The organism is Phytobacter palmae, from assembly GCF_039409775.1.
Classification (GTDB): domain Bacteria; phylum Pseudomonadota; class Gammaproteobacteria; order Enterobacterales; family Enterobacteriaceae; genus Phytobacter; species Phytobacter palmae.
Genome location: NZ_JBCIVJ010000020.1, coordinates 64315 through 83230, shown reverse-complemented (window position 1 = coordinate 83230; position 18916 = coordinate 64315). Strand labels below are relative to the sequence as shown.

The window sequence follows — 18916 nt, the reverse complement described above, 5'->3', positions numbered from 1 at the left end:
ATAGTATGGGGATACAAGTATTAGCCGATCCCACGAATTCACTCCGGGCATTCCTCGGCGGATATCTTTCCTGCCATAAGGCGCATTTTTGCTGATTCTGTGTTTTTAATTTAGCCCATAAAAAAGTGGGGCTAGCAAATATGATTCTTATGCGCGGTCGTAATTCATTGTGCAAAAACGCTGGTTGTAAAACAGCGTTTAAATAACTGGCGGAGCACAATAAAATGAAAGCCTATTGCACAAAGAATAATGTTCTCGTAACAGAAAAGACGCTCAGGATTTTCAGAAAAGCTATTTTCAGTATTCCATTTGATAATAATTGTGACAGGAGATGCAAACCTACTTATTACATATCTATAGCTATCTTTATACAGCATCTTATATGCAGTGCAACCGCCAGTAAGAATACGCGTAAAAAAGCTATTTTTGAAGGTGACGATGAATGGAGCTGTTCTGTTCCGTTCCCATATTCTCTGGGCGAGAAAGAGGCTCCTGCGGTATTTAAGCAGTCACGCGAGCTTCCCTTTGGGAGGGCACTGGAAAAGCTGGAAGCTGCGGGGCTTATCAAAATCATCCGTCATGATCCCAGCAAACATAAATGCCGTGAATTTGCGCTATCAAAGCAGTTGTTGAAAGCGTTGTTCCCGGGAGACCGCAAGGCATATCTGCGACGGAAGGATCGCTACAGCTATCTGACTGACCTTTACGGGAAACGCCAGAGGCCGCTGACACTGGAGGAGATGATTGCGCAGGCCTCCATCAAGAAGCCCGTGGTTTGCCATCAGGTGTCGAAGCGTAAAATCCCGGACACGGCATTCAGGGAGCGGGTCACGCAGGTCTACGGGCAGCTTGATTACCTGCATATCAATCTTGATGCACTGAGGGATTACTGCAATGTACATCCCACTTCTGTGAATATGATGTACTACCACAATTTTATCAGCCACCTTTGCGATGTGGGGGTGAAAAGCATCAGTACGAGTCCATTGATTGTGGCCTATCGTCAGTCCTACAAAACCGCCCGTCTGGGTGGGCGTTCGTTCGAGGTGGGTAAGGGATTTCAGTATCTGCCAAAAGGCATGAAATGGGCGTGTCTGGCATGGGGATATAACTATGATATAAAAAGCTGTCAACTGGAGCTTCTGCGGCAGGAGCTTAACCGCATCGGCGTGTCACCCAAAAACCTGAAACGCCTTGAAACCAGCTATATCATGAAAGAATTAGATGTTAGTGAAGATGACGTTAAATGCTTCCGTTTTTCGACTATTTTCAGCGCAGCTTTTGTCAGTCTGTCATCTAAAAGTGTGAGCAAAAAGCGGCTGAACAAACGGCTGGGAGAAGCGGAGGCAGACAGGGTGTTAAAACGCTGGAAAAAGCTAATGAAACCACTCAGGAAAGACCTTAAGCGCCTTATTGATGATTATCTGTCATCCGGTAAGACCAACCGATACGGGCTTTGTGTCAGAAATGCAGTGGGGCAGAATTTTAACTGCACATGGAGGAATGCCCGGAAGGAGAAAAAATGGCAGCCTATGCAGATGCACCGGAAATTGCTTGCCCACATGTTACAGGGGCTGGAAAGCAGTGCTGTCTATGATTATGTTGCCAGCAACAACGGAGTGTGCGCACTGGAACACGATGGTTTTGTCAGTATGAGCAAATTATCCGAAGATGGCTGGAAACACCCGTATCTACGTATTGTGTTGAAAAATAGGGCATCTTAACCCCACTGGTATCCAAATTCCTGATTTTTTTCTTACCGCGAGACTCTTTCTGTGTGGTGATCAGATAAAACTGACTAATGCTTTAGATTTTTTCCTGTATCGATTTTCCGATTCGTTTGGTGGTAAACCACCGTTATATTCATGCGGACTCAGGCGCGGTAATACCCAACGATTCCTCCGCTAAAGCAGAAACAGTGTATTCCGCTTTTATCGGAAACAGGGAACCGGCAGCCTGATCCCCCGGACTTAAATCTCCCCAGAAAATCGGGGCGGTTCACTTTGCAACCATTCTTGATTTCATCAGATTCCGGAAAAATATCAGAGTTTGGCGCGAGAGTTATCGTCGCGAGTGGAGTGCGACAAATGTGCTCGGGCAGTTAACAGAGAAGGTGTAACATAGATATAAATTGAACAGACATTCCTGCCAGCCGTTCCGGGGTTGTGGGGGCTGTATGGCTTGAGACCTGATAAAAACCAAAAACAGGGAACACGATGAAATTCACAGAAGATACACGGGTAAAAATCCCCGTCATCCTCCACCTGATACGGTTGGGATACCACTACCTGTCCTTGAAAGAACAGGATTGGGACAAAGAAACCAACATCTTTCCTGACATCTTCACTACCGCACTTGCCCGAATAAACCCCGGGATCGCGACCGACGACATCGGACGCCTGTTAAAAGACCTCAGGCTGCTTCTCGATAACGACGACCTGGGCCGCGCCTTCTTCGAAAAACTCAGCGACCGTTCCGGTATCAAACTGATCGACTTTGACAACTTCAACAACAACAGCTTCCATGTCGTAACCGAACTGACCTGCGAAAATGGCGACGAAGAGTTCCGCCCGGACATCACGCTCCTGATCAACGGAATGCCGCTAATCTTTATTGAGGTGAAAAAGCCTAACAACCGGGAAGGCATCATCGCAGAGCGTAACCGCATCAACGAGCGCTTTAAGAACCCCAAATTCAAACGCTTCGCCAACATCACCCAGTTCATGATCTTCTCGAACAACATGGAGTATGACGACAGCGACCCGGAGCCGATTCAGGGGGCATTCTACGCCAGCAGTTCTTACAGTAACCCGGTATTCAACTACTTCCGCGAAGAAGAACTCTTCAATCTGACCAACTTACTCAAACCGCTGCCAGAAGAAACCGAAATCGCCGTTCTGAAAGACAACAACTTGGAAGTGATCCGCACCAACCCGGAATTTCAGACCAACAAAGACCATAACCGCCCGACGAACCGTCTGTGTACCGCTCTGTTGAGCCGCGATCGGCTGGCATTTATCCTACGCTATGCACTGGTGTACGTCGCTGAACCCGGCGGCATTCAGAAACATATCATGCGTTACCCGCAGCTCTTTGCCACCAAAGCGATCGAGCGCAAACTCAACGCTGGCGTGAAAAAAGGCATCATCTGGCACACCCAGGGCAGCGGAAAAACCGCGCTGGCTTATTACAACGTGCGCTTTCTGACAGATTACTTCCAGAATCAGCAGGTGATCCCCAAGTTCTACTTTATTGTCGATCGTCTGGATCTGCTCCAGCAGGCGCAGCGTGAATTTACCGCCCGTGGCTTAATTGTTCACCTTATCGACTCACGCGAAGCTTTCACCCGTGACATAAAAGCCACGCAGGCGCTGCATAACCACCACGGCAAAGCGGAAATCACCGTTGTCAATATCCAGAAATTCCGCGATGACCCGGACGTCGTCACCACCAAAGACTACGACATCAACATCCAGCGCGTGTACTTCCTGGATGAAGTCCACCGCAGCTACAATCCCAAAGGGAGCTTCCTGGCAAACTTAAGCCAGTCGGACACCAACGCCATCAAAATTGGCCTGACCGGTACACCTCTGTTGGGAACGGACTACAACTCCCGCGACCTCTTTGGCGGCTACATCCACAAATACTACTACAATGCCTCCATTGCCGATGGCTACACGCTGCGCCTGATTCGTGAAGAGATCGCCACCAACTACCGCATGATCCTGCAACAGGCGCTAAAAGATGTGGAAGTCAGAATGGGCGATGTGGATCGCAAATACATCTATGCCCATCCCAGCTTCGTCAAACCGATGCTGAACTACATCGTCACCGACTTCGCCAAAAGCCGGGGCGCGCTGAATGATGATACCATCGGCGGCATGGTGATTTGCGACAGCGCTGAACAGGCCAAACAGATGTTTGAGTTATTCAACACTGACTACGCCGAATCGCCCACCGTCGCCGATGAAGTAACCGAAGAAGTGCCTGTATTACAAGCCGCAGAATCCGCCGCCGTTTACCAGATTCACACCAAAGAAACGCGGAAAATCAAACGAGCCGCCTTAATCCTGCATGATGTTGGCAGTAAGCAGGAACGCAAAGAGTGGGTGGAGCAATTCAAAGCGGGCGAGATTGACCTGCTGTTCGTCTACAATATGTTGCTCACTGGCTTCGATGCTAAACGGCTGAAAAAACTTTATCTTGGTCGCGTAATCAGAAAACATAACTTGCTCCAGGCGCTGACCCGCGTTAACCGTACTTATAACCATTTCCGCTACGGCTATGTGGTGGACTTCGCTGATATCCGCCAGGAATTTGACGCCACCAACAAAGCCTATTTCGAAGAGCTACAGGCCGAACTGGGCGATGAAATGGAGCACTACTCCCGTCTGTTTAAATCGGCAGAAGAGATCCGCGAAGAAATCGAACATATCAAAGATGTTCTGTTCAGCTTCGATACGGAAAACGCGGAAATCTTTACTGACCAGATAAACCAGATTCAGGATCGGGAAACCGCGCTGGCGTTGAAAAACGCGCTGGGTGATGCCCGTAGTTTGTACAACCTGATCCGACTCCAGGGTAACACCGAATTTCTTCAGTCACTGGACTTCAATAAACTCAACATCCTCTACCGAGAAGCCTGCCACCGCCTCGACTTACTTAACCTGAGAGAGGATCTGGAGCAGGGCGTAGACCTTTCCGGCCTGTTGAACCGGGCACTGGAAGAAGTAATTTTCGAATTCCATAAAGTGGGTGAAGAAGAGCTGGTATTGGCCGACGAACTGAAAGAGACACTGCGCCGAACCCGCGAAGCGCTGGCCGCCAACTTCGACCAGCAGGACCCGCAGTTCGTCAGCCTGAAAGACGAACTGGAGCGCCTGTTTAAGAAAAAGAAACTCAGCGAAGTAACCCAGGAAGAAATGGTTGCGAATATCAGCACACTCAATAAAATTCATGACCGCATCAAGGAACTGAACCGCCAGAATAACCTGCTGCGCCAGAAATACCGGGGCGATGTGAAATATGCACGCACCCACAAACGCCTGCGCGAGCGTGGCGGCCTTAGCGAGCCGGAGCGTAAAATCTTCGAAGCACTGCTCGGTGTCAAGCTGGATGCGGATGAAAAAGTGCTGAACAACAGCCAGATACTGAACAATGAAAGTTATTTTGAGCGCCAGATTGTGTCATGTGTGCTTGACCACTTTGAACAACAGCAGCACATAACCCTCAGTGCTAAAGCGGCTGGTGACATCAACCGCCTGATTGTGGCCGAATACCTGAACGAATTTAATACCGGAGCACGTACGTGGTAGAACTGGAATTTAGAGACAAAACCAAAACCCTGATCGACAGCCTGAAAAGCATCTGCGCGAACTACGGTCTGGGCAATGATGGTAACGAATTCAAAATCATCACTCAGGCATTCCTGTACAAATTCCTGAACGACAAATTCGCCTTTGAAGCCAAAAAGGTGGATAAAAGCGTCGCCAGCGCCGAAAAATGGGAAGTTGTGCTCAATCAGATGAGTGAAGAACAGCGGGATAAGCTGCAACTGAAGATGAGTGCCGACACCGCGCGTTTGAAGCCGCATCACTTTATTCAGTATTTATACAACCGCCAAAATGAGGCGAATTTCGCCACCACCTTTGACGACACCTTGATGGATATCGCCGCCACTAACAACGATGTCTTCGCAGTCAAAACCGACGGCGGCGCGAAAGTGGTGTTGTTTGAACGCCTCAGCCAGTACATCGCCGACGAATCAAAACGCGATGACTTCTGCCGCGCCATCATCAACAAACTGGCCGCTTTCAGCTTCGAACGTATCTTCACGCAGAAATTCGACTTCTATGCCACTATCTTTGAATACCTAATTAAAGACTACAACAGCAACTCCGGCGGCAAATACGCTGAATACTACACGCCTCACGCCGTGGCACGCATCATGGCGGAAATCCTGGTGCCGAAAGCGCAACAAGGCATCGTGCGCAACGTAAGTTGTTACGATCCGTCCGCCGGTTCCGGCACGTTGCTGATGAATGTGGCGCATGCCATCGGCGAAGATCGTTGCAGCATATTTGCCCAGGACATCTCACAGAAATCCTCCAGCCTGCTGCGCCTGAACCTGATCCTCAACAATCTGGTGCATTCGATTCCCAACGTTATCCAGGGCAACACCATTCTGCATCCTTTCCACAAAGACGGCAGCACGCTGAAACATTTTGACTATATTGTCTCCAACCCGCCGTTTAAGATGGATTTCAGCGATTTCCACGACGCGCTGGATAGCAAGGAAAATCAGCAACGCTTCTTTGCCGGGATACCGAAAGTACCGAAAGCCGCCAAAGACAAGATGGCGATTTACCAATTGTTCCTGCAACACATCATTTTCTCGCTGAAACCGGGCGGCAAGGCAGCGGTTGTAGTGCCTACCGGCTTTATCACCGCGCAGTCGGGCATTGATAAAGGCATTCGCGAACATCTGGTGAAAAACAAGATGTTGGCGGGCGTGGTTTCCATGCCGTCGAATATCTTTGCCACTACCGGGACTAACGTCTCGATCCTGTTTATTGACGCCAGCAACAAAGAAAAAGTAGTGCTGATCGACGCTTCTAACCTAGGTGAGAAAGTCAAAGACGGCAAAAACCAGAAAACGGTGCTGACGGAGTGCGAAGAAAAACGGATTTGCGAAGCATTTAACAATAAGTGGAGCGAAGAGGATTTCTCAGTTGTGGTCAGCTATGACGAGATCGCCGCAAAAAATTACTCGTTCAGCGCCGGGCAGTATTTTGATGTGAAAATTGAATACACCGATATGACGCCGGAACAGTTTGCCGCAAAGATTAAAGGGTTTACCGACAATCTTGAGAGTTTGTTTAGCCAGTCACGCGAGCTGGAAGCGGAGATTAAGAAGCAGATGGCGAGGCTAAAATATGAGTAATCAGATCAATTCAACGCTCGGCGATTTGGTTAAAGCGGGTGGTGGAATCATACATACAGGTCCTTTTGGGAGCCAACTCCATGCAGAGGATTATGTTGCGCAAGGTATTCCCTGCATTATGCCTGCGAATATGAAGGACAATAGAGTAGAACTTTCCAATATTTCTTTTATTTCAGATGAAGATGCTCAACGATTGTCAAAATATCTCGTCAAAGAAGGTGACATTGTTTATAGCAGGAGAGGTAATGTCACACTCAAAGCGCTGATCCGAAAAAATGAGGTTGGGTATTTTTGTGGCACAGGCTGCTTGTTATTAAGACCTGGTAATCTTCTTGATTCTGACTACCTAACTTATTATCTGAGTACACCAAAAATTCAGTCATGGATTATTAGTCAAGCTATTGGGGCGACGATGCCCAACCTCAATACCGGAATTTTGGCGAGGATTCCTTTTTCAGGCCCTAAAAAGGCTATTCAGGAGAAAATTTCATCAGTCCTTAAGGCCATAGATGACAAATTAGAACTCAACAACCGCATCAACGCTGAACTGGAAGCGATGGCGAAAACGCTGTATGACTACTGGTTTGTACAGTTTGATTTCCCTGATGCCAACGGAAAACCGTATAAAACCTCCGGCGGTAAGATGGTGTATAACGCTACGCTGAAACGGGAAATTCCGGCAGGGTGGGAGTCTGGAACATTAGATGATTTAGGCCAGATTGTAGGTGGCAGTACTCCCACTACCAGTAGACCAGAGAATTTCACAACTAGTGGTACTCCGTGGATCACGCCAAACGATCTGTCTGACAATCAGAGCAATAAATTTATATCTCGTGGTGCTCAGGACGTTTCTGTTGAAGGGATTAAAAATGCATCACTAAAGACTTACCCTGCCGGAACGGTGTTATTAAGTTCTCGAGCACCAATTGGCTATATGGCGATTGCCCGAAATGAATTGACTACAAATCAGGGTTTCAAATCCTTTATTCCGTCAAAAAATTACTCAACGGAATATGTGTACTATGCGGTTAAAAATAACTTGCCAGTTATTGTCAAAAATGCCTCGGGCTCGACGTTTAAAGAAGTTTCTGGCTCAGTTTTGAAGGGTGTTGAAGTTATGCTACCGGCATTTTCTGTTGCTGATCATTTTACAAAAAAGGTTGCTGAAATATTTTCCCGTCAGGATAAACTTGAACTGGAAAATCAGCAACTCATAGCACTCCGCGACTGGCTCCTCCCTCTGCTTATGAACGGGCAGGTCACGGTCAAATAATGCCCGGCGTATTTTCCGAGGCGCAGTACGGATCTGGATTGCGCCTCGCTTGCCGCAACAAAATTGTTTTGCATCTTTTTTCCTAAAGTGTCCTGGGTGGTTCGCTGATGCTCTTTAACAAGGCATTGAGTGAGTCCTTGAGAGGCTAGAGTGAATTCGTCTGGAAATTTTGGTATAATGTTTGTTCGATGACTGTCGGCCCAAATTCTGCTTTCAGGAGTAACGATGAGTAACAACAAAAAAACTCAGGCAAGCTACGCTAAGCCGTCTCGTGCTGACATTGTTCGCTCAGTAGCGACATCTACGGCTGTTGAAACAGGGCAGTCCTCTGCGAAGATCGAAGCTTCCCTTGAAGCTACGCGCAAAAAATTCTCCCATTTACGTCTTGCTGTTTAATCCCTTCTTAGTGCTTCACTGACCCAGTGTTTCATCGGCTCGTAGTCCATTGACATGCCTGCATGAATAGCCGAGATATACTGGGTTTTGTTTTGCTCCCAGCTTTGATAATCCAGCGGTTTGTATCCTCCCTGAACGGCCATCACGTCGGCTAGCAGTCGCGACAGGCGTCCGTTTCCCTCTCTAAATGGATGGATAAGTATCAGCTCGACATGGGTGATGGCGATAGCGGTGATGAGTTGCTCTTCGTCCATGCCGCTACATGGCGTGTATTGAGCCAGATACTTGCTGTCGAATTCGTTCAGCAGTTTTGGCAACTGCGCTGAGGGGGCAAACATAAAGCCGCCCTTACTGATATTGACCGCTCTTTCTTGTCCAGCCCACTCGTAGATGTTACCTAACCAGCGGCGGTGCCAGTTTTTCAGCATGGCTACGCTGAGCTGTCCTTCCGGGAACTGTTCTTCAAAAACGGACTGGTAGAGTTGTTCTAACAGGACAAGTTCAGCCTGATCCATCTCATCAGAAGTAGCGATCCCCAGCTTATTAGCCAACACTTGTTCGCCAGAGTCTTTCTCATATTTACCTTCGCTGCCTGAAATGTGATATCGGCTCATGAGTACACTTGGGAATGGTGAGAGATGGAGAAGAAAGTATAACGTTCAGCAATTATCTTAACAATACTCTTATAATCAGATAGTTACTAAAGTGTAGGTTAAAATGTGGTTTTTATATTATTGTGTAAAATAATCATTATTAATCAGTGTTAACACACCAATGCATCATTGGCGTGTGGGCGTCGAAATTCTCTAGTGTACTCATCAGTTTATGATGTCCATTTTCTTAAATTTTAATGAGTTAGTGATATTTGTTGTTCTCATTGAGTTTCACGTCTCATTGATTTTCATGAATGACGGTGCATTTCATAAATACGCAGGTTGCATGATAACGGAGTCTGTGAGGGAGGAAAACCAGAGGGAGTAAAGCTGTTCTTTAAAACGAGAGAAAGAGTGAAGCCTGGTGACAAGGATAAAGTGAATAGCGGCGAAAAAGTTGTCTTACACATCTTATGCAATCCGGCCAGGTTAAGCCTTTTTTCTACCGTTACACGAGACCCCTGCCTGGCTGGTTCGCTCAGGTTCTGCAGACTTCTCACCCCCTGACTGAGCGTACCGAAGAACGATAAACCAGGGGAGTAAAATTATTTCGGGGATGCGGAAAAAGAAAGGCAGGATGAAGTGGCAGAACACTGTATACCGATGCGGTAGATAAGGCCTTATTATACATTAAATATCTGTCTCATATAATGAAAGAAGTGTCTTTATACTGTGAATTAGCCGTTAGCGGGCTTTTATATTATTAATGGTTCTGTTTTCTGTTGAGGTACCTCATTAAGTTATTGATACTTGTTGGATTAACAATTGTCTGGTTTTATTTAATTTTATTTTTTGTACAACCTATATTAGTCTTCTTACGGCCTGCTGCAGTATATTAAGATAAGTCTTTTTAATTACGCTTATTTTAACCTGTTACAGATATGAACATCACAGATAAATCACAATAATATATCGAAAAGAGTTATTTTCTTTTTCCGAAAATGATAATTGATAAGGAGTAAAGACATCGGTAATGAAAAAATCCTGATATTCTTTCAGCCGGTTACGACATTAACAGATAGAGCGTTCAGGATGAGTGAAGGACTGACATATTCGCTCTGCTATAAGGGGCCTTTACAGGTCGCTAAAAAGCAGATCAAAAATATACCACTCTCAGCCAGAGTGGCTGTTCTCCGGTACACCAGTAAATCGTCTGACTCTGTACGCCATTCATTTGCCAGTCCAGAAACGCCGTACATCATTGCAGTTGCACCCGAAACGGGTCATTAAGACCGGTGCCGGTAAAAAATACTATTCACATACTGAATGAATCAGTGATTTCGCGACAGGTTACTGAACTCTGGATTATCTGTTTGATGGTTTGCAGGCAAGTAAAATGCTTCAGTGTGACAAAGCCAGCTTAATCGCTTTCAGGTCTTCCTGGCCTGATAAAACTCCTCATCATTGTCAATGGAATGGTTAATAATGAAAAAATACATGATAGGTTTAGTCCTTTTTGCTTTTACGGAAACTATTACTGCCCGGGCAGAGAATATCAAAGATCCTCATGCTATGAGTTTTGACACCGATAGCATAACGATAAGCACCTCACTGGGTTGGCTTGGCGGCGAATCCAAAGAATATGTGTATGACCCAGATACCGGAAGAAAGATCAGCGAGTTAAACTGGAAAATTAACAATGCGGCTATCATTAATGGTGATATAGCCTGGGAGCCGCTTTCCTGGCTAACATTGAATGCTCGGGGCTGGACTACATTAGCCACAAGTGGAGCCGGAATGGATGATTACGATTGGCTGAATGCCAGCCAGTCGCACTGGACTCACTGGTCTAACAGTCCAAACACCCGTCTTAACTATGCGAATGAATTTGACGTTAATGCCAAAGCCTGGCTGGTAAAACAACAGGATTACAGAGTGGGCGCAGTAGTCGGTTACCAGCAAACCCGGTTCAGCTGGACAGCTTTTGGCGGCCATTACCAATATGACAATGGCAATAATGTCGGCGACTTTCCTCGCGATGAACGCGGTATTGGCTATCAGCAGAAATTCAGCATGCCATACGTAGGACTGACCGGCGGCTATCGGTATCGTGATGTAGAATTTAACGCTTTACTGAAATTCAGCAGCTGGGTTAAAGCCAAAGACAATGATGAACATTACATGCGTGGTTTGACCTTCCGTGAAAAAAACAGCGGTTCCAATTTTTATTCTGCCTCTGTAAATGTCGGCTATTACGTCACCGCTAACGCCAAAGTATTCACCGAGTTTACCTGGAACAAATACTCCCAGGGTAAAGGGGGGACGCAGATGATTGATCATGAAAGTGGGAAATCAATTCATGAAAGTGGCGATGCTGCTGGTCTGGAAAATAAAAATTATAGTCTAACCGCAGGTTTGCAATACAGATTTTGAACGGGTAATGAATGCCCAAACTTGCAAAAAAACCTTGAGACGCTTTTAGCGCCTCAAGGTTTTTTTCGGTTTAGCCGAACCGATATGGACGGCAAGGGGTACCGGGCGAAGCGTTTTTCCTGTCTTTTTGTGGGAGCGCCGCAGGTTATTGGGCGCATGAAAAGACATATGAGAACAGAGGAGCTTTCAAACGCAGACCTCTCACAGGTACGGTAAGAAAGTTTTTGTAAAGGGGGGGAACCACGGCTCGAAACCGTGACGAAGACTTCTTCGTGAAAGAAGTGGCGAAAAGAAGAATAAATCATACCGTTGTTTGATCATATGACCGTTAAGGCTATATCATTTCACAGGTTTGCCACAGAAGAAATGAATATAGTCATTATATGAAATGAGAAACTCTTCGTTGGATACCGGGATAATGCGAAGTAAAACATATGCCCCACCAGTATAAAAATAAGGTGTTATAAATCGCTCAGATAGATTTTCTGTGTCCGTGTCGGCTGAAAGCTTAGTTAACGAGTAATTCTTTAATATCAGATCCTGCCCCTGTGGAGAGACATCCAACAAGGACATTCTCATTATGTTTTTGGAATTTCCATTTTTGTCTTCTATGATACCATCAATCAAAATCTCACCTTTGCCATTAGAAAAAAGCAATGAGGCTCTTGACTTCATGGTGTAATCATCATCTTTAATAATCGATATACCTGAGCACTCTAAACGGGTATTTTTTTTAGGAAGGAATAAAAAGGTAACGATAAAAATTATACTTAATACAATCGAAAGAATTTTAACAATTTTCATTCCCTATCTCCAAATACTGAAAGCGTCTGGCAGGATGCGGCTTTGTTACTGTTCAGAGGGTTTTTACAGGATATGATAGTTATATGTTTACCAACAATAAATCTGGTAACATATAAGAAGGGGTTTTCGGAGCAATTAATAAGCCCATCACTGAGTAGATTCTTATAAATATTAGCATCCGTCTCATTTGTGTTTGAGAATATATGACATCTTTCGTATGAGGATTCATAAGGAAAGTAATAATCTTGATCAAAGCCAGAACTTAATATTTTTTCTTTTATATAGAAAATAAGAAAGACAAGCAGGATGCAAAGTGGAAATAATTTAAACATCAAAATATACGTTTTTTTCGATATTTTGATGAAATCTTTATCTATACGTTGTTGTTGATAATCTGTGTGGTCATGATGCTCAGTATGTTCAACGTCTGGATTCTGCAACGTATCACTTTCTGGAATGTTTATCTGTTGGGGCAAGGTTGTCTCATCTGATAGCTCAGTAACAGAGATAAAAGCTGATAACGAAAACCCCTGCTTTGAAACCGTGGTGATGTACTCCTTCCCGGAGGCGTCAAGCGTGCGAAATGCTTTGCGAAGTAAAGCGATGTTCTGATACAGGGTATTTACGGGAACCGTGGAACCCATCTCCTTCCAGACATAAGGATAGAATTCTTTTTGAGGAACAGTTTCAGGATGCCGTTCAATCAGTAATTCCAGGCACCTGCTCGCTGGAACATTGAGGGAGACTTTCATTGACGGCTGTTCGCTCAAAAAAACCAGCTGTTCTGAGGGCTTGAATTCAATTAATGAGCCAATCAAATAGCGTCTTGTCATGAAATTACCTCATTGATGAAAATATAACAATATCAATAACTTAAAAATTCTTAATAAGATTATTAACGAAACTGTAAACCTGAAAAGTCTGAAATAGATAAGAAAATTATAGAGTAAAAAAAAGAAATTAAGAAGACTAATTCGCTGAAAGTTAAGGGTTTTATCCTTGCATTGAGGTGTCTTGAGGCAGGATTGACGTAAGGGAAGTCTCAAACATCACATAAGCAACTGATTCATATAATTATTAAAACGAAAAATGTTGTCGGGCATTTTTTTTGCGTTAAAGTCTGGATCGTACTTGAGATACAGTCGAACCGCGGAAGTATTGTTAGTACGCAAAAATGTTGTTTTATTCTGAGTGTATTTTTTAGGTGATTTTACATAAAAATGGCAGTAAATGTGGCTGACATAAAGAGTAAAATGTTAGTAATGTGTTAATGTACAGTCTACCGTGCTAAATCTATCTATGGTTTTAGCATAAAATGTTTAGCTAATTTTTTGGCCTTATATATTTGCTATGTTGTCATAAGTAAGGAAAATATAGGCATTACATTTTATGTGGTTAACCAGGACGTAAGCTTCATTTAAAAATGTGTAAAGAGATGAAGTATGAACAAGGAAATTTTCGGATATCATATTTTCCCTGATATTTACTTTGAACTGGAAAAGAAATCTCTGATTAATGTTTCACAAAAACACATGACACAGCGCACCAATGTTGTTTTTCTCAGGGACACGATGTTCAGGTTGTTAGTTTTTATTTTAGAAAATGCAGGCGAAGGTATCATTTATGATGCAACAATTCTTCTTGAGGTTTGGGATAGATACGGTCTGAGCTCATCTAACCAGCGCTTGTGGCAGGTAATGAGTGCTTTAAAAAATAAACTTCGAATGACAAATGCACCTGAGGATTTGATTATGAGAGTGGACTCCAAAGGTTTTTTTGTCAGAAAAGACCTTATTACAGTTTTGTACTGTGATAAAAAAACAAAGAAAGCACGAGCCTGACTGCGTGTCAGATTTTATTTATATTAAATTATTCCATGTCAGATAGAGTGTTTTTGATAAATATCAGGCTGATAATGAAGGCGCATTCAGCATAAGTAATAAAAGTAACAATTAATGATCATTTTGCTAATGCTGCATTAACGTCAGCTATTAATGTAACTATTGGATGTTTTGAAAAGACAGTATTTAAAATCAGCAGTGGTAATAAAAATATATGCGTTATACGCAATGATAAACTCTGAATTGAAAAAACGAGGCTTATTTGCCGTAAGCACGCGAGCTACTTCATAGGAAAGGTAACACTGTGTAATTCATTAAAAGTATTCATTTAGCGTGAGTTCAAGAAGGATGAGTTCTCAGCTGAATAATCAAAAGACCAATCTGTTAAACAAGGACATTAAATGAAAAAACTAATTATCGCAGCATCAGCTACCGCAGTTCTGTCTGTGTCAAATATGGCACATGCCGGAAATACAATCGAATTTCTTGGCGAGATCAGCGACTCTACCTGTGATGTAGTTCTGGAAGGAGCCAGCACCACAACTGTAACTCTTCCAACAGTCTCGAAGAACCTGTTGCCTGCAGCCAATGCTACAGCCGGCCGGACTTCCTTTGCTTTAAATGCTTCTAACTGTGTTTTAGGCAATGGAAAAACAAAAGTTGCTGCATTCTTCAACGGCAATAATTCTGGTGGGGCAGATGCCAACAACGTGGATTCAGTAACAGGCTATCTTAATAACCTTGCAGTCGATCCAGGAACAACCGAATACCCAACAGCCGCTCAGAACGTCAAACTACGTTTAATCGATGGCACTAATGGGAACGTTATTAAGGCAGGCGATACAACGCAAGTTACAGGTGCTGGTTATGTAACTGTAGATGGTACCGGAAACGCGCGGATGCCTTATTCAGTCGAGTATGTTGCTATTGGTGGCGCCGCATCAGCAGGTCCGGTGCGTGGCGTTGTGGTTTACGATCTGCAGTATCAATAATAAACCAGGGGGGATGGATAATCCCCCCTACTGACAGGAATATGCATTATGTTTACTTCATTTAAACTCTCGCTGCCTATTTTAGGAGTCCTGGCAATTGCCCCGTTAAGTATGGTCGCTTATGGCAGTGTGGTTATCAACGGAACACGTGTAATTTACCAGGGAGATAAAAAGGAAGTAACAGTTTCACTGACAAATAATAATAAAACACCAGTGCTCATTCAGAACTGGTTAGATTATGGAAAAAATTCATCTGCAAAAGAAAACGAGGCTATTCCATTTATCGTTACGCCGCCAATAAATCGGGTTGATCCGGGAAAAGGGCAGACACTTCGTATCCGATATACGGGATTGCCCGCTTTACCTCAAGATAGAGAGTCAGTTTTATGGTTAAATGTACTTGAGATTCCCTCCAGTAAAAAAACATCAGCGGGAGATGAAGAACAAAGCAAACTTAACATTGCATTCAGAACAAAGATAAAATTTTTCTATCGTCCGGCTGCATTGACGGGTTCACCTGTAAAGGCCGCGGCAGAGTTGCGATGGCATAAAATAAAAAATGAAGTGATCGCAACGAATAATTCAAAATTCTATATTTCTCTTGTTGACCTGTCATGGCAGATAAATGGAAAAAAACATGAGCAAAGCGGTACGATGATATCGCCTGGTGCTACGGCTAAATTTGCTGTGAGTAATACTGAACAAGTTTCTCAAATACGTTATACAGTAATTGATGACTATGGTGGTATAAGGGAATTTTCTTCTAAATTATAATTTAGGAGAAATATATAGTGGTGATAGATCAGGATATCATTGGTTAAGTCTCATGAATAAAAATTTAAACAACACTCATGCACAAGTGGAATTAATTATTTCTCGTGTGGCTTTAATTTTATTTGCGATTTTATATACAGATTATGGTTTTGCTACAGAACCTGATAATGCTATGCCAAAATCGTACGCCAGAAACATAGTTGAATTTGATAAAGACTTGCTAATGTTGGGCGCTCATAGCAAGGTTGATCTTAGCCGTTTCAGCTATGGTGCAAATGCTTCACCTGGTAAATATAACGTTAATATTTTTTTGAACAATGATCTTCTGTCTAATGAAGAAATAGAATTCCGAGAAGGTGAGGAACACCAGGTATTTCCATGCCTGACCTCACATGTAATATCATTGATAAATTTTAAAACTGAACAGTTGCCTGCCAGGGTCAGGGATGCTCTTGCCACACCAGGGGAATGTACGGATATTAAGGTACTGATCCCCGATGCAAATGTCGACTTCGACAGTAATAAGCAAGAATTACATATAGAAATACCGCAGCTATACATAAACCGTGTTGCGCAAGGTACTGTTAACCCTGCATTATGGGATAGTGGCATTCCTGCACTAACTCTTGGTTATTATATTAATGGCTATGACTCCCAGTATAGCCATGGTAATTCATCACGCTCATTATTCTCCTCCTTAAATGCGGGGCTAAATATTGGTGAGTGGTATATTCGGCATAATGGATCATATAACTGGCAGGAGAAAGGACACGGAGAGTACAGCACTCTTAATAGCTATGTTCAGCGGGATATAACTGCATTGCGCGGTCAACTTATTGCCGGGCAATACAATACTTCAGGTCAGCAATTTAATTCATTGTCCTTCAGTGGTGTGCAGATTAAAACTGATGATCGCATGTTACCGGAATCTCAGCGGGGTTATGCTCCGGAAATCCGGGGGGTAGCAAAAACAAATGCGAAGGTTACTGTCCGCCAGCAAAACATGATTATATATGAAACAACAGTCTCGCCCGGCGCCTTTCTTATTAACGATTTATATCCCATGGGCTACGGCGGAGATCTTCAGGTCACCGTCCAGGAGGCTGATGGGTCAGTAACAAGTTATACTGTTCCCTATTCCTCAGTAGCACAGCTGTTGCGTCCAGGGATGCAGCAATTCAGTATGACTGCGGGGAAACTGCGTAATACAGGCGTTAGTGATGAGCCTGTTTTTGCTGAAGGAACCTGGACCAGGGGCCTTAGTAACATTTTTACTGGTTTTACAGGGGCTCAGGTCAGTGAAAACTATAAGGCTGTGAACATCGGACTGGCGATGGGTACGAATCTGGGGGCATTTAGCGTTGACGTAACACATTCTGACGCCAGCCTTAAGGCTCAAGATGAGGAAAAAATAACCGGTCAGAGTTATCGCCTGAGTTATAGTAAATTGATTAGTGAAACAGACAGCAATATTACTCTTGCTGCTTACCGCTATTCAAGTTCGGGATACATGGATTTTTTGACCGCTATGCAGACACAGGACGCACTCACCAATAATGCAGATCCAGATCGTATTAAGCGTTCAAAAAACCGCTTTACCGTTAATATTAACCAGGGTCTGCCATCAGGTTGGGGAAATTTTTATGCCAGCGCCAGTCTGGAGAAATACTGGAATGATGAAGAAAATTATGACAAGCAGTATCAGGTAGGTTACAGCAATAATTATAAGCGGATTAGTTATAGTTTAAATATCAGTCGCACCAGAACAGATTATGGTGAAAACCAGACTAACTGGTTTCTTAATTTTACATTACCTTTATGGGAAAGCCGTGAAACTCGCTCACCTTACTTGAGCCTTCGTTACAACCAGGATGACAATGGAGGAAAAGGCGAGCAGGCTTTAATATCCGGAGGGTTTGGTGAAAATAACAAATATAACTATAACATTTCCGCTTCTCATGATAACTCTTCTGGCAGTTCAGGCAGTTTTGGTGCCTCCTGGCAGGGTAGGGCTGCGTCCGTGAATGGTAGTTATAGCACCGGGCGGGATTATCACAGCACTTCATTAGGAATGAATGGTACTCTGATTGCTCATAAAGGCGGTATCACATTGACTCCCTTCAACAGTGATACATACGCATTAATTGAGGCAAAGGGAGCCTCAGGGGCAACAGTAGCCGGTTATGCCGGTGCGGTGGTTGATCAAAATGGTTATGCTCTATTTCCATCGCTGACGCCATATAAGATGAACAAAATTGCAATTGACCCAGCGGGTTCGCCTTTGAATGTAGAATTTGAAAATACATCTTTAGATGTTGCACCTCGGGCAGGTGCAGTGGTTAAAGTGAAATTTAAAACCCGGAAAGGCATACCGATTTTAATTACTTCAAGCTTTGGTGGCGGAGTGATTCCATTTGGGGCAGATGTTTTTGATGAAAAGAATAACTACATTGGTGCAGTTTCGCAGGGCGGAATGATTTATGCGCGAGTGAGTGAAGAGAAGGGAACGCTGCAAGTTAAATGGGGCGATGATTTGAATTCACGTTGCTATGTTAGTTATCAAACGGTTCCGGGGCGTGGCGAGGGTGATAATACCTGGCTGCCTCAGCAATTTAATTCACCTTGCTTGAGTCGCACTATTGAAGGAACCGGGAAAAACGCGACAGCAGTTGCGCGAAATAATTGAAATGATGTATTCTCTGGCTACTTGCATAAATATTTTTCCTGCTTCGCAGGGGATATGAAATCTAACACTCGATGAGTTATTCATCGAGTGTTAACCTGGACAGCGATGTCTTCTCTATTCAGGTGCCAGCTTTAATTCTCATGCATATTAAACGTGAGAATTCACAAGGTATTGATTTACC

General features: G+C 44.0%; 13 protein-coding genes. 10 read left to right on the top strand and 3 right to left on the bottom strand.

Features of this window, described 5'->3' with window-relative positions:
- Positions 1-224 precede the first annotated feature (224 nt).
- The 5 genes from AAIG39_RS20715 to AAIG39_RS20695 all read left to right on the top strand — a co-directional run bounded on the left by AAIG39_RS20715 (position 225) and on the right by AAIG39_RS20695 (position 8612).
- Positions 225-1724: a hypothetical protein gene (locus tag AAIG39_RS20715; protein WP_343194630.1), complete on the top strand. Its 1500-nt coding sequence runs from the start codon at positions 225-227 to the stop codon at positions 1722-1724.
- Between the two features lie 492 nt (positions 1725-2216).
- Complete coding sequence (locus AAIG39_RS20710) at positions 2217-5315, top strand: type I restriction endonuclease subunit R (RefSeq protein WP_343194629.1); 3099 nt, start codon at positions 2217-2219, stop codon at positions 5313-5315.
- Complete coding sequence (locus tag AAIG39_RS20705; protein ID WP_343194628.1) at positions 5309-6943, top strand: HsdM family class I SAM-dependent methyltransferase; 1635 nt, start codon at positions 5309-5311, stop codon at positions 6941-6943. The genes AAIG39_RS20710 and AAIG39_RS20705 overlap by 7 nt, the downstream gene beginning before the upstream one ends.
- Positions 6936-8216: a restriction endonuclease subunit S gene (locus AAIG39_RS20700; RefSeq protein ID WP_343194627.1), complete on the top strand. Its 1281-nt coding sequence runs from the start codon at positions 6936-6938 to the stop codon at positions 8214-8216. The genes AAIG39_RS20705 and AAIG39_RS20700 overlap by 8 nt, the downstream gene beginning before the upstream one ends.
- Before the next feature lie 225 nt (positions 8217-8441).
- On the top strand, positions 8442-8612 hold the full coding sequence (locus tag AAIG39_RS20695; RefSeq protein WP_195313492.1) for a hypothetical protein: 171 nt from the start codon (positions 8442-8444) through the stop codon (positions 8610-8612).
- Here AAIG39_RS20695 and AAIG39_RS20690 read toward each other — a convergent pair.
- Positions 8609-9226: a Fic/DOC family protein gene (locus tag AAIG39_RS20690; protein WP_343194626.1), complete on the bottom strand. Its 618-nt coding sequence runs from the start codon at positions 9224-9226 to the stop codon at positions 8609-8611. The two genes, AAIG39_RS20695 and AAIG39_RS20690, sit on opposite strands and share 4 nt — an antisense overlap.
- 1464 nt (positions 9227-10690) lie before the next feature.
- Between AAIG39_RS20690 and AAIG39_RS20685 the strand changes: the two genes are divergently transcribed.
- Positions 10691-11638 (top strand): omptin family outer membrane protease, encoded by a 948-nt coding sequence (locus AAIG39_RS20685; protein WP_343194625.1) that lies wholly within the window; start codon positions 10691-10693, stop codon positions 11636-11638.
- Positions 11639-11977: 339 nt separating this feature from the next.
- On the opposite strand, the gene AAIG39_RS20680 is transcribed toward AAIG39_RS20685, so the two are convergent.
- Positions 11978-12442 (bottom strand): hypothetical protein, encoded by a 465-nt coding sequence (locus tag AAIG39_RS20680; protein WP_343194624.1) that lies wholly within the window; start codon positions 12440-12442, stop codon positions 11978-11980.
- The gene (locus tag AAIG39_RS20675) at positions 12439-13275 is read right to left on the bottom strand and encodes a winged helix-turn-helix domain-containing protein (protein ID WP_343194623.1); all 837 of its coding nucleotides are present in this window, start codon (positions 13273-13275) and stop codon (positions 12439-12441) included. The genes AAIG39_RS20680 and AAIG39_RS20675 overlap by 4 nt, the downstream gene beginning before the upstream one ends.
- 609 nt (positions 13276-13884) lie before the next feature.
- Between AAIG39_RS20675 and AAIG39_RS20670 the strand changes: the two genes are divergently transcribed.
- The 4 genes from AAIG39_RS20670 to AAIG39_RS20655 all read left to right on the top strand — a co-directional run bounded on the left by AAIG39_RS20670 (position 13885) and on the right by AAIG39_RS20655 (position 18735).
- Positions 13885-14283: a winged helix-turn-helix domain-containing protein gene (locus tag AAIG39_RS20670; protein WP_343194622.1), complete on the top strand. Its 399-nt coding sequence runs from the start codon at positions 13885-13887 to the stop codon at positions 14281-14283.
- A 401-nt stretch (positions 14284-14684) separates the two neighbouring features.
- The gene (locus AAIG39_RS20665; RefSeq protein WP_343194621.1) at positions 14685-15275 is read left to right on the top strand and encodes a fimbrial protein; all 591 of its coding nucleotides are present in this window, start codon (positions 14685-14687) and stop codon (positions 15273-15275) included.
- A 48-nt stretch (positions 15276-15323) separates the two neighbouring features.
- Positions 15324-16049, top strand: coding sequence for a fimbrial biogenesis chaperone (locus AAIG39_RS20660; RefSeq protein WP_343194620.1), 726 nt, complete (start codon positions 15324-15326; stop codon positions 16047-16049).
- Between the two features lie 52 nt (positions 16050-16101).
- Positions 16102-18735, top strand: coding sequence for a fimbria/pilus outer membrane usher protein (locus AAIG39_RS20655; protein WP_343194619.1), 2634 nt, complete (start codon positions 16102-16104; stop codon positions 18733-18735).
- Positions 18736-18916 lie beyond the last annotated feature (181 nt).